At 56.1% G+C, this 16,627-nt stretch carries 20 protein-coding genes; all 20 read right to left on the bottom strand.

The window, feature by feature from the left end:
* Positions 1 to 184: 184 nt before the first annotated feature.
* Entirely contained in the window at positions 185 to 2,629 is a 2,445-nt protein-coding gene (locus AC0L2O_RS07910) for a DNA-directed RNA polymerase (protein ID WP_473369326.1), read from the bottom strand.
* A 7-nt stretch (positions 2,630 to 2,636) separates the two neighbouring features.
* Entirely contained in the window at positions 2,637 to 3,035 is a 399-nt protein-coding gene (locus AC0L2O_RS07905; protein ID WP_473369325.1) for an endonuclease domain-containing protein, read from the bottom strand.
* A gap of 192 nt (positions 3,036 to 3,227) precedes the next feature.
* The gene (locus AC0L2O_RS07900; protein ID WP_473369324.1) at positions 3,228 to 4,301 is read right to left on the bottom strand and encodes a hypothetical protein; all 1,074 of its coding nucleotides are present in this window, start codon (positions 4,299 to 4,301) and stop codon (positions 3,228 to 3,230) included.
* Positions 4,302 to 5,240, bottom strand: coding sequence for a hypothetical protein (locus tag AC0L2O_RS07895; protein ID WP_473369323.1), 939 nt, complete (start codon positions 5,238 to 5,240; stop codon positions 4,302 to 4,304).
* Positions 5,241 to 5,276: 36 nt separating this feature from the next.
* The gene (locus AC0L2O_RS07890; RefSeq protein ID WP_473369322.1) at positions 5,277 to 5,486 is read right to left on the bottom strand and encodes a hypothetical protein; all 210 of its coding nucleotides are present in this window, start codon (positions 5,484 to 5,486) and stop codon (positions 5,277 to 5,279) included.
* Between the two features lie 11 nt (positions 5,487 to 5,497).
* Positions 5,498 to 7,804, bottom strand: a complete 2,307-nt coding sequence (locus tag AC0L2O_RS07885) for a DNA polymerase (RefSeq protein ID WP_473369321.1) — start codon at positions 7,802 to 7,804, stop codon at positions 5,498 to 5,500.
* A 152-nt stretch (positions 7,805 to 7,956) separates the two neighbouring features.
* The gene (locus AC0L2O_RS07880) at positions 7,957 to 8,208 is read right to left on the bottom strand and encodes a hypothetical protein (protein ID WP_473369320.1); all 252 of its coding nucleotides are present in this window, start codon (positions 8,206 to 8,208) and stop codon (positions 7,957 to 7,959) included.
* Entirely contained in the window at positions 8,198 to 8,785 is a 588-nt protein-coding gene (locus AC0L2O_RS07875) for a hypothetical protein (RefSeq protein WP_473369319.1), read from the bottom strand. Before AC0L2O_RS07875 ends, AC0L2O_RS07880 begins: the two co-directional genes overlap by 11 nt.
* Entirely contained in the window at positions 8,785 to 9,063 is a 279-nt protein-coding gene (locus tag AC0L2O_RS07870; protein WP_473369318.1) for a hypothetical protein, read from the bottom strand. The genes AC0L2O_RS07875 and AC0L2O_RS07870 overlap by 1 nt, the downstream gene beginning before the upstream one ends.
* A 132-nt stretch (positions 9,064 to 9,195) precedes the next feature.
* Positions 9,196 to 9,504: a hypothetical protein gene (locus tag AC0L2O_RS07865; protein WP_473369317.1), complete on the bottom strand. Its 309-nt coding sequence runs from the start codon at positions 9,502 to 9,504 to the stop codon at positions 9,196 to 9,198.
* Complete coding sequence (locus AC0L2O_RS07860; RefSeq protein ID WP_473369316.1) at positions 9,494 to 10,126, bottom strand: dATP/dGTP diphosphohydrolase domain-containing protein; 633 nt, start codon at positions 10,124 to 10,126, stop codon at positions 9,494 to 9,496. Before AC0L2O_RS07860 ends, AC0L2O_RS07865 begins: the two co-directional genes overlap by 11 nt.
* Complete coding sequence (locus AC0L2O_RS07855) at positions 10,123 to 10,458, bottom strand: DUF4406 domain-containing protein (RefSeq protein ID WP_473369315.1); 336 nt, start codon at positions 10,456 to 10,458, stop codon at positions 10,123 to 10,125. Before AC0L2O_RS07855 ends, AC0L2O_RS07860 begins: the two co-directional genes overlap by 4 nt.
* Positions 10,455 to 11,564 carry a hypothetical protein gene (locus tag AC0L2O_RS07850; protein WP_473369314.1) on the bottom strand — a complete coding sequence of 370 codons (1,110 nt, stop codon included), beginning with the start codon at positions 11,562 to 11,564 and terminating at the stop codon, positions 10,455 to 10,457. Before AC0L2O_RS07850 ends, AC0L2O_RS07855 begins: the two co-directional genes overlap by 4 nt.
* Positions 11,564 to 12,757 carry an AAA family ATPase gene (locus AC0L2O_RS07845; protein ID WP_473369313.1) on the bottom strand — a complete coding sequence of 398 codons (1,194 nt, stop codon included), beginning with the start codon at positions 12,755 to 12,757 and terminating at the stop codon, positions 11,564 to 11,566. The genes AC0L2O_RS07850 and AC0L2O_RS07845 overlap by 1 nt, the downstream gene beginning before the upstream one ends.
* Positions 12,758 to 12,807: 50 nt before the next feature.
* Positions 12,808 to 13,626, bottom strand: coding sequence for a toprim domain-containing protein (locus AC0L2O_RS07840; protein ID WP_473369312.1), 819 nt, complete (start codon positions 13,624 to 13,626; stop codon positions 12,808 to 12,810).
* 74 nt (positions 13,627 to 13,700) lie between these two features.
* A complete protein-coding gene (locus tag AC0L2O_RS07835; protein ID WP_473369311.1) occupies positions 13,701 to 13,841 on the bottom strand; it encodes a hypothetical protein in 141 nt (46 codons plus the stop codon).
* 12 nt (positions 13,842 to 13,853) lie between these two features.
* Complete coding sequence (locus AC0L2O_RS07830) at positions 13,854 to 14,234, bottom strand: hypothetical protein (RefSeq protein ID WP_473369310.1); 381 nt, start codon at positions 14,232 to 14,234, stop codon at positions 13,854 to 13,856.
* The gene (locus AC0L2O_RS07825) at positions 14,215 to 15,051 is read right to left on the bottom strand and encodes a hypothetical protein (protein ID WP_473369309.1); all 837 of its coding nucleotides are present in this window, start codon (positions 15,049 to 15,051) and stop codon (positions 14,215 to 14,217) included. The genes AC0L2O_RS07830 and AC0L2O_RS07825 overlap by 20 nt, the downstream gene beginning before the upstream one ends.
* 172 nt (positions 15,052 to 15,223) lie before the next feature.
* Positions 15,224 to 15,706 (bottom strand): hypothetical protein, encoded by a 483-nt coding sequence (locus AC0L2O_RS07820; RefSeq protein ID WP_473369308.1) that lies wholly within the window; start codon positions 15,704 to 15,706, stop codon positions 15,224 to 15,226.
* A gap of 146 nt (positions 15,707 to 15,852) precedes the next feature.
* Positions 15,853 to 16,365: a hypothetical protein gene (locus AC0L2O_RS07815; protein WP_473369307.1), complete on the bottom strand. Its 513-nt coding sequence runs from the start codon at positions 16,363 to 16,365 to the stop codon at positions 15,853 to 15,855.
* Between the last annotated feature and the right edge of the window lie 262 nt (positions 16,366 to 16,627).

Here is a 16,627-nt window from a genome sequence, read left to right as displayed (position 1 = left end):
CATTGCGGCTCAGTGATCGCTTCGTATAGACCAGCCTCGCGCAGAAACGTTTCTAGTGTTTCCGGCAGAGGCTGGCCTACAGCTACGAACCTGATCGCTTCCTCAAGTTTGTCCTCGTCGGACAACTCGTGGTAGCTCAAGTATGATTTCCTTGGTAATGGTCTTTTATCTAATAGGGAGGAACTTACCCGAAGAAATACGCGGACTGCTTGACGCTCTGAATGGCGAGCGTGCCATAAGCAGGCAGTTCAGGTAGCTCGTACTCCGTATCCTCGTACTGTGCAGCTAACGCGCGCAGCGGATCGTGGCTCTCGTAAAGGTCCACGAAGGTCTCACGAATGATCTCGTGCAGCCGCGCAGTGTCGGCGGCATGTGTTCCGAAGTCATCGTGGATGAAAGCCAGTGGAACAATCCCTTCGGCCTTGCACTTTCTAACAACGGCGCGCATGTGCGCGGCGTCTTGGCTGTGAACGAAGTTTGGCGATACGCCATTGCGCTGTCGGTTCTTGTCGATCTCTTCGGTGAACGAACCGATGCGAAGTTGGAAGCGCCCGCCGAGTTGCGTCTCGATCTTCGACGACGTGATGACCCGCGTTCCCTGATACACCGGGAAGCCGTCAGGAGCCTTCCACGAGATAGGCTCGTTCGCCTTGGCAAGAACTCCTGCGCACTTCTGAAGCCATCCCATCGCGTCCCTAGCCGCAACAACAACCTCTCCAATGGAGGACCACATATGCGGCGTCAGCCAGCAAGCGGCCTTGAAGTTGCCGGGGAAGTGCTCGCGGTCGGTCTCCATGATGTACTCGAAAATGTACTTCGTGCAGGACTGTCGCGTCGATCCGTAGGGCAGCGTCATCACTGGACGCTTAGCGCATTTGCGCGCTATCGTGCCTTCGCTGTGCTTCGCAATGAAGCTCAGCCAAAGCTCTAACCAGTTGATGTCTTCGGTAGCCGCATCCGACGCCGCAAGTTTGTCGGTACAGACCTTCGCTACTGCCGAATAGATGTCGGCAGGTAAGGAGGCAGGAACAAGGTTCGTCGCAGCACCGCCAGTTGCGTCACGCAGCATGGCGCTGAAGTGCTGTAGTCCGTTGCATGTTCCGTCGAGACCGTTGGCGCTATGCGATACGAACTGCTCTGCTCCAATGCCGAGTGCATCGAGCGCGCAAGCGTCTCTGTACTCGAACAACCACGCCAGGAATTGCCACGGCTTGTCGGCATTGCCCCACACGTCTGTATGAGACATGGGATCGTTAGCGGCCCTGACGAAGAACTCTTTGTTCTCGTCAACCCACTTCACGCGGTCAGCGTAGCTGATCTTGTCGTTACCGAAGCGGTTAGCTCCGGTGATGCGGAATGCTCGCCACCCGCCCTTGCCTAGTGACTTACCTACATGCGAGCGCAGCAGACCCTTTGCAAGGTCAGAACTCTGCGGGTTGAAGCCAGCCGTCGTGGGATAGAAGCGGCCACGGCTGTCTGCGTACCAGACGTACCAGAAGCAATTGTACTTAGTGTACTCACTGGCAAGCCGAATGATGCGCGCCGTCTGGAACGACTTGCTGCGCCTCTCCTTCTCCTGCGTATGAATTTCCGCAGCCTCGTGTTTCCAGTCAGTAAGCTTCTCCTGTTCTTCAGGCGTGAGTTCAGTCTCGCGCTTCGCTACCGGGCTTGGAGGAATTTCCAGTGGGTCTTTCTGCGGCATACCTATCCGCATGTTTGCGTTCCAGCACTGCACGACAACTGCGAGCACGTCCCGGTTCACTTCCCACTGCACGGCTTGCAGAGCGTTCAGAGCTTCCATAGTCAGCGCCAGGTCTCCGGCCTGTACATGCTGACGGTGCCGCTTACCGCTCGTCTTAATCATCGGCGTAGACTGCCGAAGCTCAGGACTGTAGTAGCCGCCTTGGTTCAAGCCCGTCCAATCATCCGGTTGGATGATGCATGGCATCTTGTCTGGGAACAGGAACTTGGAGAACTCCTTGTGATCCTCGATCCACTTCTTCGCGCTCTCGGTTGGCACCAGCAACGTGCGCGTCTTGCCGTGCTGATTGAACTGGCGCTTCTCCATCAGATCAGTGTTCTCTAGAACGATGTCCACGAGCTTCATACCGACTTCAGCGCGCTCAGCCACGGTCCATTCGATCCACTCGTCCGCTAGCTCGTTCGCCTTGTGCGTCAGTACGCGGTGCATGTAGCGGTAGTCCTTCGTACCCTTGCGGGCGAAGTCCTTCTTGATCGCTGCGTAGTAGTCTCCGTGTATCTCTTGGAAGCGAGAGAACCGTACCTCGTCCTCGATCATCCTTCCGATACGCGTAGCGAGGCCCGCAAGCGGTGCCTCGTGCGTGAACGAATTGAACACTGCCTGCATGGCAAGGTACATCGCCTTGTCGGGCGCTGCGCGCTTCAACAACGTGCGCGCCTTACCGTGCTTACCGGGCTTGTTGGTTTCAACGAAAGAGGTCAGCGCCTCGATTAGAGGCAACATGAACTCTTGCAACAGCCGCTGCGCATACGAAGTCTCCGCGCCGCGTCCCTTGTCTTCAGCTTCCTTGACGGTCCTTTCGTAGGTCTCAGCACCTTTGACGACCATGTTACGTTCGAGTTCAAGCTGAGCATCTATCGTCTGCATTTTCTTATTATGCCTTAGCCTTTAGAAGCGCGCGTCTATTGCGCGCCTTCTTGTTTGTGCGCTCTCGTTTTTCGTCCGCCGTCTTATGCAGATGATGGTAGAGACCTGTTTGATCGGTCTCGTGTTTGATCCAGTACAGGATCACTCGTCCAAGGAAGTCCTTGGTTGTCATCGTGCGCTTCGCGCGATTCGCGAGGTTGAATATCTTCCCTTCGATTCCGTTGCAATTTCTACATAGCGCGCCCCGTATTAGTCCGGTGCGGTGGTTGTGATCGACGCAGGCAGTCGCCATCGTCAGCGGTTCTGGACAGAGACAGCATTTGTTTTCCTGTCTCTTGAGCAGAGCCGCTTTGACGACTGGTAGTTCGGCCGCTTTGATCCTACGTCTCGGTGCGACCGGGCTCATAGGATCGATGCTTGATGTAGTGGTTCAGCCACCACGCAGGCGCGCGGATGCCGATAGTCTTCAGCGCTCGGCGCAACTGACGCCGCACTCGTCGTCGATCAACGTCGCCGTTGAACGTGAACCGGGAATGGTTCCTGTTGTTGTCCGCGTCGTTCCACGGAACGAACACAACTAAGCCATTACGATACCGCATTAGCTCGCGCACCTGCGCCAGTAGTTCAATACGCAGTTTGGATCAGTGGCATGTTGTCGCATCCAAAGTAGTTGTCCTTCTGATGCGAACGCTTTACCCCAAGGCAGTGGATCGCCTGTCTTGTAGTGTGTGAAGCCGACGCTCTCGCCGTACCGCTTGTACAGTCCTTTGACCGTAGCGAACGCTTGTGCCTCATTCTCGAACAAGTCGAGGATCAGCGCAGCAGTCACGGGACCGCACTTACCGTCCTTGCGTTCAGCAAGTACAGCGCGTGCCTTCTCGATCTGCTTAGGCGTTGACTCTTCGTCAGCGAGAACCTGCGCCGCCTTCTCTGTAGCCTTCGTTGGCTGGATGAAGTTCATCACGTGACCGGGGATCGCTGGCAGTCCGCTGATGTTGTCGGCTGTGTCACCGATCAGCATCTGCGCCCAAAAGAACTTCTGTCCGTATCCTTTGAGTTGCTTCACCGTGCCGCTAGGCATCTTGCGCTCGACGAGCTTCACGTAGCCGAAGTCGTCCTCGCCGGTGTCGATGATCTGTCCTGTGTTCCAGTCCAGATGCAACCCGGGCACCATGCAGAGGTCTTTGTCCTTCGACGCAATGATACTCAGGTGGCGTTCGCCACGTGCAATCGCTGCGTACTGCGATGACGACATTCCGTCGTCAGCTTCGCAGAACTGATGCAGCGTGCCGGGGAAACGCTTGACCAACCACTCGCGCATGATACCGAGGTAGCGAGGCTTAGGCTTGTCTACGCGGTTGCCTTGGTACTCCTTGACCGCAGCGAGTTCGTAGCGTCCTCCCTTGTTCGAGGTTGACGGCGTAAGATGGAGATGCACGCACTCAGCGCCAGCAAGAGCACGAAGGTTAGCAACAGCCACTTCTGCGTTGTGTTGCATGTCTTCGTACGTCTTGTCGCTGGTGCCGTCTGTGCTCTCAGCGGTGACTTGGTATGCAAGGAAGTCTGCATCGATATGGACCGTGCGTCCGGCAACGGTCGGCGGAAACTCGATGGCTTCAGCTTCGTGAGCTAGGCCGTCGAGGTCCGCCAGTTCGATACCGTTGACCTGCACTTAGACGAGACCGAGAGCGGCCAGCGCGTCGTTCGCAGAGCCTTCCGACTTCGCGGCGGGCTTGGTAGCCGCAGCGGCCTTGGGCTTATCAGCGGGCTTCGCAGCAGCTTTGGGAGCCGCCTTCTCAGCGGGCTTCTCGACCGGCTTCTCTTCGGTCTTCTCTTCCGGCTGTTCGTCGGTAGGCAGATCGCCAACGCCACCGAGCAGAGCTTCCAGCGCCGAGCCGGTGTAGTTCAGCGCGGACAGGATTTGCTCCTGAAGCCAATTCTTGCTGACTTCCTCTTCAGCGCCGCCGTCCTTCTTCACGGTGCGGGTGCCGTCGATGTACAGGCTGTCCCAGGTTTCCTTGGTCGGGTTGTTGAACAGGAACAGCCGCAGCGGGCTGATCGCCTCACGAACCGGAACGTCCTTGCGAGTGCCTTCCAACGGGTCTTCGACGAACGGAGCCTTGATGCCGTACACGCCGTCGTCGTCGAGGTTCACGTACGTACGCTTCGTGCCTTCCTTCTCGACAACGTTGTGATAGATGTTGATGATGAACGCTTCCCCGAGCATCTGCGCCATGTGCTTGATGTCGCGACCGTAGGTCATAGCGTTGAACAGCTTCTTGAACTTCGCTTTGTCCGAGAGCTTCTTGCTGATACGGATCGAGACGCGATCAGCGCGCACACGCTTCTCGCCTTCAACCTCGTACTCCTTGATGTTCTTCGTCGGATGCAGAAGCTCGAACGTGAGCCGCAGATAATCCGCAGGAGGCTTGGGCTTGCCCTGATACGATCCGCCGTCGTGCTTGCCGAGTTCAATGTACTCGATGAAGCGGCCGACTGTTACACCGGCAGGCGGCGGTTCGTTGTCGAACGTGGTAGTCTGTTCGACGGTCTGGTCTTCCTGCTCCGCAGCCATCGCTGCGAGTTCTGCAATGCTCAATGCTTTGGTCATGTAGTCTCCGTGTGTTGGCTCAATGCCAGTCGTGGATTAGGAAACGATGTCGCCCCTGACGGTGACGATGTGATAGAGAACCTTCTCAGGGTTCACGAGGATGTAGCCTTCGTCGGACTTGATACGCAGATACGTACCCTGCCCGTCGAAGCTGGTGACGTTGCGCAGGTTCAGATGCTGACCGCCCTGAAACACAATCTTGCGCTTCGTCTCGATGACGCCTTCCGGCTTAACCGCGTTGCTCATATTGATCCTTGTTATGCTGCCTGATGCCAGTGATGCAGCTTGTTCATGTTCGGCCCGTACTCGACTTCGACCGGGAACGGCACAGTGATGTTCATGCCGTACCTGTTGTTGTAGAAGTCGGGGATGTCTTCCATGATGCGCTTCATGTCAGCAGCGACTGCATCGCGTACTGACTTGTGGCTGTCGGACCACACGCAGTCATGCACAGTGTTCACGAGTAGCGCGAGGCCACCGTAGTTGTCGTTCGCGACGTAGTGTCGCCAGAGCCGTCCGAGTGTCCCCTGCACGAACTCACCGCCTGTGCCTTGCACAGGGTAGTTCTTCATTTCAGGAGGATTGAACGTATCGAGCTTACCTCGCTTGCGTGCGTACTCAGGCGCATCATAGCTGCGCCATGTGTACAGAGTTCCTGTTGGAGCTTTCCAATATCCGCGTCGGTAAGTCTTCCACTTGCCATCGTCGCCAAGAGCTTGGAAAGGTTCTGCTGATTTGATGACTGCGGTTTCGACTGCTGCGTTGAACGTAACAACGCCGGGATAAAGTTCATCCTCTGCCTGCATGAGTGCCTGAGTTTCCTCAAGGCTCATACCAGTCTCTTCCGCAATAGTCGCAGCGCCTGCTCCGTACGCTCGCTGGAAGCTGAAGATTTTGCACTTCGTCCGTTCCTTCTTCCCCGCCTTGTAGTCCGGATGGTCTTCGTTCTTGCACCAATCGAGTGCATACTCGTATGTCACTTCTGGACGGGTGGAACACAATTTGGCTGCCACACGCTTGCAGTGGAAGTCCACCTTGTTCCGTAGGTCTTCGCATAGCTGTTCGTCTTCCGTGAGTACGCCTTGCACAACGACTTCAAGCTGGCTGTAGTCAGCCTCGATCATTTCGCCGTCGTCACCGAACCGGCTAACGAACATCGCCTTCACTTCGGACTTGTCGCCGCGTGGAAGGTTCTGTCCGTTGGGATCGGAGGATGACAGGCGAGACGTTACCGTGCTCGTGTGGTTCAGCTTGTGGTGGATCATGTGATCGTGCGTCTGAACGCACGTCAGCATCCCGGTCCACTCTTTCTTCTTCTCGTCGTACCGTGCGTAGTAGGTGCCGATCTCCTTGTCGAGCTTCTGCTTGCTGCGCAGCGCCTTGATGAAGGCCACGTTGCGCAGAGCTAGCTCAACGATGATGTCACCGCTCGTGCTGTAGATCGGAGCGCCGAGACCGTCCTCGTTCTTGGTCGCCCATGCTTCCTTTGGTTCGGTCAGCCGGGGGAACGTGTAGAAGAAGTCTTGGTACTTGGTCTTGATCTCACCTTCGACTTCTACGTTCTTGAACTTGCCCTCACCCTTCTTTTTTCCTGACAGGTACGTATCCTGATACACCGTTTCGTGTCCGTCGATGTAGTACAGCCCTTTGGCTTCATCGAACTCCAAACCCTCAGTGTCCCAAGTATCACCGTCAAACAGCGGGCAACGTGCCGTAGCCTTCTTGCGAGCGAACTCTCCGGTCGCCTCGTCAATGTACGGAGCCTGCTTCTGGTACTTCACGGTGCCGCCGAAGATCAGGCAGCTAGCGTGCACGCGGCTCGACCAGTTGAACTCGAACGGGCAGTCCGCAGGAACGTACGTGTTAAGCTCAGCATCCTGCGCGGCCAGATCGGCTTGCAGTATCTTGAGCCTGCGCCCTGCTTCCTGCACGTCAACCTTGAGCCCGTTGAACTCCATTTCAGTGGTGCAGCACAGACCGTCCATGCGGTCTTGGATCATCTTCAGTTGACCCTGCGCCACGGCCTTCTTGATCTGGCCGAGGAACACAAGCTCAGTGTTGCGGATGTCGCCGCCGTTGCGGTCCTCTTCCGGCGTGCCCACCAAGTAGTCGATCAGTAGGTCTTCGGGGATCGCTGACGTAAGCACGCCCGCTTCCCACAGCGCCTTCACTTCATCGATCTTGGTGGTGCCGCCGTACTTCGGCGCAGTGTCATTCAGTGACGCCATGTGCGCGTCGGGATGCTGAGCACGCAGTAGATACTCTGCGTACTGGCAGCACCATACTCTACCCCCTCGCTTGTAGAACGCGCGCAGGCTCTCGTTGCCCTGCGCCATTTCCCACAGCAAGTCGAACTTGATGTTGAAGCCGACAAGCATCGTAATGTGCGGCTCGATCTCCAACGTCGTCGTCCGGTCGTGCGTCGGATGGTACGTCCAGGTCGCTCGTACGTCGCCTTGGTTCTTCCATCCACGAGCGACAATCCAGTTGCGCTCGTCGAACGGAGACGCTTTTCGCTTGAAGCTACTGTGCGTCTCCGTTTCCAGATCAAATACCTTGTACACCTAGCGATAACGCTCCTGCTGTTCGTGCACAATGTCCATGCAGCTAGAACACATTCCGCCGTCAGTGTGGCTCTCAGGCACAACTTCTTCGCAACGGATGCACTCCACGGCGAACTCAAACTCGCCGACTTCGCGTTCGTCGCGAGCCGACATTACTGCACCGCCCGCTGTTCGATGTACTTCAGGCTACCGTGGATGCCGGTAGCAACCTCGTACTTCACTTCGATGTCATCCCACAGGATGTTCGGGTTCGATGATCGCCCATCCTTCATGAGACGGATGAAGCCACCAGAGAAGCCCGCATAGATTTCCCCCTTGCGCTCGTACAGCTTCGCCTGCTTGTACACGCCAGTCTTCGTGTTGCGGATCACGGTCTGCTTGTCGTCGATTGCGCTAAACAGCATCGAAAGGATTCTCCGGTTGTTGATGCACTCGTAGCGGCCACGGGTACTTCGCTTGCAGCTTGATGAACTGCTTGAGGCTGGCCTCGTATCCCCAATCAGTTCGGTACAGAGTGATCTGCTTGTCCTTGTAGTCGCGCCTGAACTCGTCTGTGATGAAACAGCGGCCCTTGCTAAGCTCGATGCCTGCTTGGCAGATACCGAGGTTGAACTTGCGCACTACGTTCTCCACGTTGAGCGTCTTGTCCTCGTGGTGCCGAAGGCCGATCAGGTTGACTTGGGTTGTTGGCAAGTCAGCCTGTAGCTCAGGCTTAAGGAAGAACTCTTCCTGTCGCGTGATGTTCTGGTGGATGTACTCTTTGCTGTCTTCCCCGAAGAACTGCTGAGCGATAATGCCATCAGCAGTGAGGAAGTCCGCCACGGCTCTGTAGTCACCTTCGGAGACATACAAGTCGATGTCGCGGATTGGCTTGTCGCAGATTGTATCGCGCACATAGCCTCCGCAGATCACCGCCTTGTAGCCTTCCTTGTTGATCTTACCGAGCAGATGCAGCGCGGAGGTTACTCGCGCTTGATCCATCAGCAGTCGTATTCGGTGAACAGGAACGTGCACTTCGGCTTCGGAGCCGGCGCTTTCTGCACATGCCGATGCTTCGGCTTCGCCTTGACGATAGGCGCGAGCTTCTGGTCCGTCTTCGTCACAGTGTACGGTGCCTCGATCTTCTGGACCGGCTGAACCTTCGGCGCGGCCTTATGGCTGCACGCCGTAATTGGTAGCCAGATCGCGACGAGCAACACACCAGCGACAACCCACTTCTTGTGATCGCTGATCCACGCCTTGATGGTAGCAAAGTTCATTCTGTTGTTGTTCCTTCTGTAGGACCGCTCACGATCCAGTCTTCAACTTCGTACTCAGGCCACTCGAACTCTTCAGGCCACATTTCAGGAATGAGCCTCCTACTCCGTAGCCTCTGTGTTCGTCTGCGTGGCTTATGCTTCGCAGTTCGCAACTTGCTTCATGGTGCGCCACCGCTTGAAGATCGTCTGGCCGCGCACGCCGTCTTTGCTGTACTGTACGATGCACTCAGCGACGTACACCTTGAACCGCTTCATCTTGTACAAGCCGTGGATCGCCCACTGCTGGTTCGACGTAAGAGCGCCAGGATGAACATCGATGTTGATCGTGGTCGGCTTCAAGTCTGGACCGAGCGTTGTGATCTCGCCCTTCAGATGCTCGACTTGATTGTTGTCCTTCAACTGCGCGCCGATGATGCGAATGCAGACCGGCTCATAGTCCACGGCGACAACGCTTCTCTTTACCGCAGCAACTCCAACTCTCGCAGTCACGGCATGAGCGCCACGTTTGCGACGTAGGAAGCACCGTAGTATGATCTGACGGAGCATCGCCGCCAGCATCGTCGATAAGGAACGTCTCGCGTCGTGCCGAGCCATCCAGATTGAGACCAAGCGTCCGCGCCTTGGCGTCCGCCAGTAGCCGCTCGTATGATGGCTTAGACTTCGCAGCTTCGCGGTCGCGCTGCATGTCCTTCAGCCGCTCCACGATAGCCTCTGCATGGTGCAGAAGATCGCACGTCGCCTTGCTGTGCTTCGTGTTGTCGATCAGGTTGCCGTTCAACTCCGCGTCCAGCAGGATCGCGCAGCACGCCATGACAGCACCGAGATTGTGCACGCCAGTATCGCGAGTGTGCGTCTCGCCGTACTTGTACAGTTCGATGTGACGGAGCGCAGCGCCGATGTACGTCAGCTTCTCAACCGGCTTGTCGTTCCAGTTCTCAAAGCCGTACTTCAGATCGCCGTCCATGTGAGCGAGCGACTGATGGATCAAGCCTGCCAGCGGCAGCAGATGCAGCGGCGGCTTCTTGTCGCCCATGAGCTTCTTCGGGTTCGGGTCCAAGCTCACAGCGTTGCCTCATAGTAGAACTTGCACCCGACTGCGAATGCGGTAGCGAACTCTGAGTTAGCGCCCTTGCTATGCTCCCACCCTTCGAGAAGGTAGATCGCATTGGCTTCCTCGCAAATCCACTTAAGCTCCTGCTTCAGCGCATTACGATAGCTGCCGTTGTGGTGCTTCGTAGCTTCCTCTTCGCAGATGTTGCGATAGCTCTCCGGCTCAAGCTCTGCCGGGTTGTAGACTTCGTGTCCCTTCGCCCGCAGTGTTCGCGCCTTGGCATGGAATGCCGGGAAGTTGTGCTCCGGCAAACCGGCCATAGGACCGGCTAGATAAATCTTCATGCTACCTCTGAGCCGAACGAACTGATCCACAGACCAGACTTCTTCGGCGGGTTGTCTACGTACACATCCCAATGCGCTGTCTCTCCGTGCTTCGGATGCACGAACCAGAGCGGCTGTGATGGACGAGTGGGTTTCGCGTTCAGCTTGTTCTTTGCGTACTCACAGAACCCCTTGACGGTGTTCGAGCACGTCACACGAGGAAGCCACAGTTGCTGGTGGTAATGACCGCACAGCATCTTATCGAACGGCGTGCCAAGCACACTGTACGCACCGGACTTCTTTACTTCACCGCGCATGATTGGTCCGATTGAACCAATGATACCGTCACCGCCCTGCGCTCCGATCATGTCGCCATGAAGCAGCACGTAGCGTTGATTGAACACGCGGTACAGAACTTCGTTCGACGGTCGCACATCGAACTGCACACGAGGATCATCCGCGAAGTGGCGAATGAGCATCTGATAGATCAGCCAGTCGTAGTTCTTTCGGTAGTACCGTTTGAACTCAGGCTTGTGAGTGTTGCGTCCGTGGTTGCCGGGGACAGACGGGACGTACACATGCCCGAAACGATCTGCCGCTCGCGCAATGCCACCAGCAATCCATTTGACGGCTTCGAGCGCAGCCGGAATTGCTTCCAACTCGTCGGTAGCCACCAGTTCTGGATGTAGTCCGCCACTGACCATATCTCCTGTAAGGTTGATGACGATACCGGGATACACTCCGGTATGATTGTCGAAGCACAGCTTCTCTGTGACAGAGAACAGACGCTCGACACGCTCTCGCGCAGTGTGCATGTCGTACTGGTTCACACCGTTCACCGCTTTGCGTTCGACCACTTCACCAAGATGCCAGTCGGCCCACATGGTAACGGGGACTTCCGGGGTCTCCTTGAAGCGTTCGCGCTTGTCGGCTGTACGTACCCAAGCCGGGGCACGGATCGGAGTGTTCACTGCACCACCGAGCACGTCACTGATGATGTCGTTCTTGTTGCTCTCGCGCAGTGCATTGCGCAGTTGCTTCGTCAGGCTGTTAACCTGATCCTGCAACGCGATGATGCGCTTAGCTTCGTCCACCTTAACCGGGCGGACACTCTTCTTTGCAGTCACTATGCTCCTACTGGAATGTCTCTGTAGCGTGCCCGCACAGCATCGAAGACGACTTCAGCGCGAGGATCACTCCCGCCGTCCGGTCGCCTGAGCTTGTTCTTGGGTAGGCTGATGAAGCGTGAACCGGCTAGTCCAGGGTCATTGGATGCGCCGATCATGAGTTGGAAGTCGCAGGCACCTTGTTTGCCTGTCTTGCTGTCTTTGAGCATACCGAGTGTAGGGAATTGCATCCCATCGCCATCGTTGCTGATCTGGCTTGTCGCTAGGCCGATGCAGTCGTACTTGACGCTGCGCTCACGAGCCCACTTGTACATTTCCTCAAGCATGAGGTCGGTACGTGCCATATCGCCGAAGCCCCTGATGTTATCGATCATGTCGTACACGATGATACCGGGGTTGCTTTCTTCAAGTATGCTTTCGATCTGTCCAGTCGCGAAGCCGTGCACGTCTATGATGCGTATCTTGTTGATGCGCCCGCCGATTGCTTCACGGTACTGATCCACGAGCACACCTTCGGTGTGTCGCTCTTTCAGTTCGGTCATGGTCAGATTTAGTGCCGACTGGTACAGGCGCGGAATGATGCGCTTGCCCGGCCCTTCGTTATTTAGCCAGACCACGTTCCGATCTGGCGGTAGCTGCTGAGCGAAGTACGTGATCTCGCTAGATATGAACGAGGTCTTGCCCTTGTCCGGTCGCCCGGCAATGATGCCGAAGTCGCCCGGTCGTAGCTTGCGCATCGAGCCGTTCAGGCAATCGAGACGCCACGCTACGCCGCTGTCGTCGAACTCGTCTTGCAGTAGCTCACCGATTGGTATGTCAATGTAGCTGATCGCCCGGCGACCTGTCCTGTTACGGAAGTCGTCCATAGTGCGGTTCACTGCATCGTACGCGTCGGCTAGATCGCCCTGCTCGAATTGCGATGCGAGGTTCGCTAGCTTCGTCATCAGTTCAAGCTCTGACAACTCCGCTAGAATGTTCTTGCGCTGATCGTCATCCGGCTCAGCTACCGTGTTCAACAGCATTGCCTTGTAGCCGTTGAACTTCTCGTCGCTCATTTTAGGATGCCACGCTTTGAAGCGCGGTAGGAACGTCGTCATGTCCACGGCGTCATGCGTCGGAAACTTCTCGAAGTACTTCCCGAAGTCTTCGATGATGGCTACTGCCTGCGGGTCCAGATTGGCACCCGGTATCATATCCTTCAGCTTAAAGAAGTCCGATCTCCTGCGCATGATCCGCAGAAGAATTACGTCGATGATAGCAGTCTCCTTATCTCCCGATTGCTGTAGTACTTCGGGTCTTGTTCGGTGCGGATGGAGAAGGTCTCGTATCCCTGTAGCGCCAGTCTGCGCTTGAGTTTACGATGCGCAGTCTTTCCTGCTCTATCCGGGTCAAGCCAGATCGCGATAGTTCTGCATCCTTCCGCCGCTGTAAGCTGGTACTCGTTCGCGCTCGTCCCCAGTAGGGCCACTGCTCGTCGCGCCAGACGAGCAACACGAACAGCAGATAGAATGTCTTCAGTGATGACAAGATCAGGGCCGCTCTCCGCAGTCCATTCGTCATCAAACGGAAGACGCATCGCGGGATCGGCAGTAAAGATAGCAGAAGCTGCCGACGCCATGCGCTCAATGTACTTCGGCTTCTCGCCTGTCGTGCTTCGTGCAGTGAAGCCGACAAGCTCTCCCGCTGCATAGACTGGAAGGACAACTCTGCGGAGCGAAGGGCTGTATCCGAAGCCGTAGTGTTTTGCGAGTGCTGTCGATACGCTCGCACGATAAAGCCAAGTGGCAGCACTTGTAGGTATCTCCGTTGTGAAGTCACGCGGCAGTCGAACGTGCGCCTCTTGCAACAAGGCGAACTCTTCTCGACGACGGCGCAGTTGATCTATGCTGAAGTCACCGTGAACAACGAAGCCACGAGGACCGCACCGGAAACAGTACGCCCGGTATCCACGTTCTTCGTTGCTCACCATGAGTGACTTGTCGTGCGCGCAGCACTCGATCCTGATGCGCCTACCGGCTGCTAACGTCTTGGCCGTCGCAAGCCACACAGGATCGTTGGTCATCTATCTGCGTATGCTTAGTATGACTGCAAGCGCAATCATAGCGACGAGCCAGAGAGACAGTATCTCGTGTATGCTCAACGGCCACGCTCACGCCGCTGCAACTCTTGCAGGCTGATCGTGTCCGGTTGATCCATCACGTCTTCACTCGGCTTCCGCTCCTGCTGCTGCTGTTGCAGTCGTGGTGCGTACCGTACGAAGTCTGCGGCAGTAGTCATGGTGTTCTCCTGTTAGCGACGTAATGCGCTGGCTATGGCTTTGATGCCGATGACGCCCGCTGTCAGTCCGAAGAATGACAGCAGGATAGAGCCCTCCCACTCGTTAAATGGGGCGGGGAATTTGTTGACGGATAGTCCGAGCTTGAAGTTCGTATCGAGACCGACAAGGTTCACATGCACCACGAACGGGAACGCGATCAGGAACGTCAGCAGTCGCATTTCCCAAAAGCCCGACGTGTTGCGTCGGTTCTCAGTCATCGCGTCAAGCTGAGCCTTGGCCCATTGCGCTTGAAGCTGTGCGTCCTTGTCCTTGCTGTCCTTGTTTCGATTGTACAGGTCGAGCAGCAGCCCGAAGCCGCCGCCTGTGAGCCAGTTAAACGCCAGCTTCCACATTAGGACCGGCCTTGTACTTCTCGTAGTAGTGCCAGCCGACGATGCCGACGACCAACGCGATAGAGAACGTGGTTGCGATAGTCGTGCCGTAGTTCTGGAAGACGGTCAGGATAGGAGCGAGTTGATCCAGCGTGCTCGTCGGGTCGGTTGACGCAGCAGCGCCACCGCCCGCAACAACCGTACCGGCAATCGTTGCGTTCTTCTTGGTGAAGATCGCTGATGGTGCCTTGTGGTTCTTCGCAAGCTCCGCAGCCACGTCATGACGAAGCTCGCTGAGCCGCTTGAGCACAGTCATGGTACCGATCTGCGGATCGTCGAAGTTCTTGTCCCACACATGATCGGCAACGTACTTGCCGGTCTGCTCGTGGTTCGAGCCAGCCCAACAGTACGGCGAGTTCACGCCCTTGCCGACGTAGCCGAGACCGTTGAAGCGTTCGCTCTCGAAACCAATACGTGCTGGGGACCATGTGATGCCACGCAGGTTCTTCAGGTCGAGCGCGTCGATAGCAGCGGCGGCCCATGTCTTGAACGGACCACGGCCCTTCGGTACGAGCTTCGTCTTGCGCTGCGTGCCAATGATTTTCTCGCCATTGTGCAGCACGCCCTTGAAATCGCAGCCGCTCTCTCGCATGTGCAGAGCACCGACGAAGAACCACGGAACGCCCGTAGCAGCCTCGACGGCGCGGTACTGTGCCTCGCCCTTGATAATGAGCTTAGCGAAGTAGGTAGCATTGGTGTCGTCCTTGCCGGACTTCACTGCAATGCTACCCCAAAGTTTGGCGTACCCGTTTTGGGTAGCCTCGTAAGTCCAAACCATGTAGCTCCTTATGTTTGTGGAAGACGATACTCGTTGAACGAGTTGTCTCCACCGTCACAGCGCCATTCAACATAGTCGAGCCACACGATGTACTCGTCGATGAAGACGGGATACCATGCGTACCATCTGCTCCACTTCGTGGTGTCCAGAGGTCTTCCTATGTGTATGCGCATCAGTAGATGTCTGCGTTCAGCACGGTGTCATCACCGTAGCGGATGCACGCATTGACGAACTGTTCGAGGTCCATCGGATAATTCTTGAACTTGTCGGCGTACAGTTCCTGTACCGTGACAAGTGCGTGGATCATGGTGATCCACTGTGAAATCTCGGGCGACCACGGCTTGCTGTTCAGCAAGTCAGTCACCATCAGTTGAAATTCGTTCCCGGTCTTGTGCATGGCCCTGTAAGTGAGCCAGCCTTCAAACGCGTAATACGCGCCCCAATCACCGAACAAGGGACAGTACGCGCTCTCGTCTTCTGACAAGACTGGTACGCAACCTGTACGTCTGACGTATTCTTCGTCGGGCATGTCGTAGTCGTGCAAGACATGCAGTTGCGGGATCACTCCGCTGTCGTAGAGCGAAGCGATGAACTTGTTAAAGTCTTCGATGTCGAATGCGGGTCGGGCAGTTAGACATGTGAACGTACCGTGCATTGCTTTGCTCTTTCGTTGTGTGATGCTGGTCGTAGGCATTCATTGGGATAACTCCACTCTGATACACGCCATAAAAAAGGGCGGCCCGTTCTGGACCGCCCTCTCACTACTGAAGTAATGTTTTTTGTTTTAGTCCCTGTGTCGTCTTACTTCGGCCGCTGGTCCGTACGAATGACCATCATGCCGATGAACTTGCCGTCCTCGCTGATCGTACGCGAGACAAAGTACTTGCCCTTGTCCGCCTTATTGGCCTGCGTGGTTGCGCTCTGCACCGAACGACGCAGCTTGTCTGCATCGACGCCCGGCTGAAGCTTGACAGTGAAGTTCGCGTACTGCGTCTTGTCGCCGTCCTTCTTCGGAGCGGGCAGCTTGTCGAACTTGTACTTCGAGCCTTCGGTCTTCCGCTTGGTGACGGGCAGATCGGTGATGAAGCCGAACTCGATCTCTCCGACTTCAACCTCTTCACGCTCGACGCTGCTGGTCTCTGCTTCGGCTTCCGGTGCGGATGCCTCGACTTCGGTTGCAGTCGTATCAGTGGTCTCGGTCGTGGTGTCGTCAAGGCCGAGGTCGGCCAGCGGGTCGTTGTTCACTTGTGCTTTGTCCTTGCCACTCTGCTTAGCCTTAGAAGGCTTAGCGGTAGTGGCTTTCTTTGCTGACACTGCGTTTTGTCTCCTAGGGCTAAGATGGATACCAATAGGCTCATGCCTACAGAGAGCGTATGCTCTGTACATGGTTCAGTATATAACCATCTACGGAACATACTACTATACTATGTACGTTAGGTTTCGATACGGGATGTCCAAATAGGGAGGGAATTAACTCCCCGGATTTTCCCCGGATCAGGGTACGAAACCCTGCCAAAATATGCCGCAACGCGGAGTAGCGAGCGAGGTAGGTAAATGATTAAGTGATTGAAATTAC

Source organism: Bradyrhizobium sp. Kon10 (genome assembly GCF_055807395.1).
Note: the sequence above shows the minus strand (reverse complement) of the source record. Positions and strands in the feature narration are given on the sequence as shown.

Coding starts and splice junctions, on each gene's coding strand:
- AC0L2O_RS07855 (WP_473369315.1), bottom strand. CDS start 10,458: ATGAAGATTTATCTAGCCGGTCCTATGGCCGGTTTGCCGGAGCACAAC.
- AC0L2O_RS07825 (WP_473369309.1), bottom strand. CDS start 15,051: ATGGTTTGGACTTACGAGGCTACCCAAAACGGGTACGCCAAACTTTGG.
- AC0L2O_RS07840 (WP_473369312.1), bottom strand. CDS start 13,626: ATGACCAACGATCCTGTGTGGCTTGCGACGGCCAAGACGTTAGCAGCC.
- AC0L2O_RS07875 (WP_473369319.1), bottom strand. CDS start 8,785: ATGGATCAAGCGCGAGTAACCTCCGCGCTGCATCTGCTCGGTAAGATC.
- AC0L2O_RS07835 (WP_473369311.1), bottom strand. CDS start 13,841: ATGACTACTGCCGCAGACTTCGTACGGTACGCACCACGACTGCAACAG.
- AC0L2O_RS07905 (WP_473369325.1), bottom strand. CDS start 3,035: ATGAGCCCGGTCGCACCGAGACGTAGGATCAAAGCGGCCGAACTACCA.
- AC0L2O_RS07870 (WP_473369318.1), bottom strand. CDS start 9,063: ATGAACTTTGCTACCATCAAGGCGTGGATCAGCGATCACAAGAAGTGG.
- AC0L2O_RS07845 (WP_473369313.1), bottom strand. CDS start 12,757: ATGATACCGGGTGCCAATCTGGACCCGCAGGCAGTAGCCATCATCGAA.
- AC0L2O_RS07895 (WP_473369323.1), bottom strand. CDS start 5,240: ATGACCAAAGCATTGAGCATTGCAGAACTCGCAGCGATGGCTGCGGAG.
- AC0L2O_RS07820 (WP_473369308.1), bottom strand. CDS start 15,706: ATGCACGGTACGTTCACATGTCTAACTGCCCGACCCGCATTCGACATC.
- AC0L2O_RS07910 (WP_473369326.1), bottom strand. CDS start 2,629: ATGCAGACGATAGATGCTCAGCTTGAACTCGAACGTAACATGGTCGTC.
- AC0L2O_RS07830 (WP_473369310.1), bottom strand. CDS start 14,234: ATGTGGAAGCTGGCGTTTAACTGGCTCACAGGCGGCGGCTTCGGGCTG.
- AC0L2O_RS07890 (WP_473369322.1), bottom strand. CDS start 5,486: ATGAGCAACGCGGTTAAGCCGGAAGGCGTCATCGAGACGAAGCGCAAG.
- AC0L2O_RS07880 (WP_473369320.1), bottom strand. CDS start 8,208: ATGCTGTTTAGCGCAATCGACGACAAGCAGACCGTGATCCGCAACACG.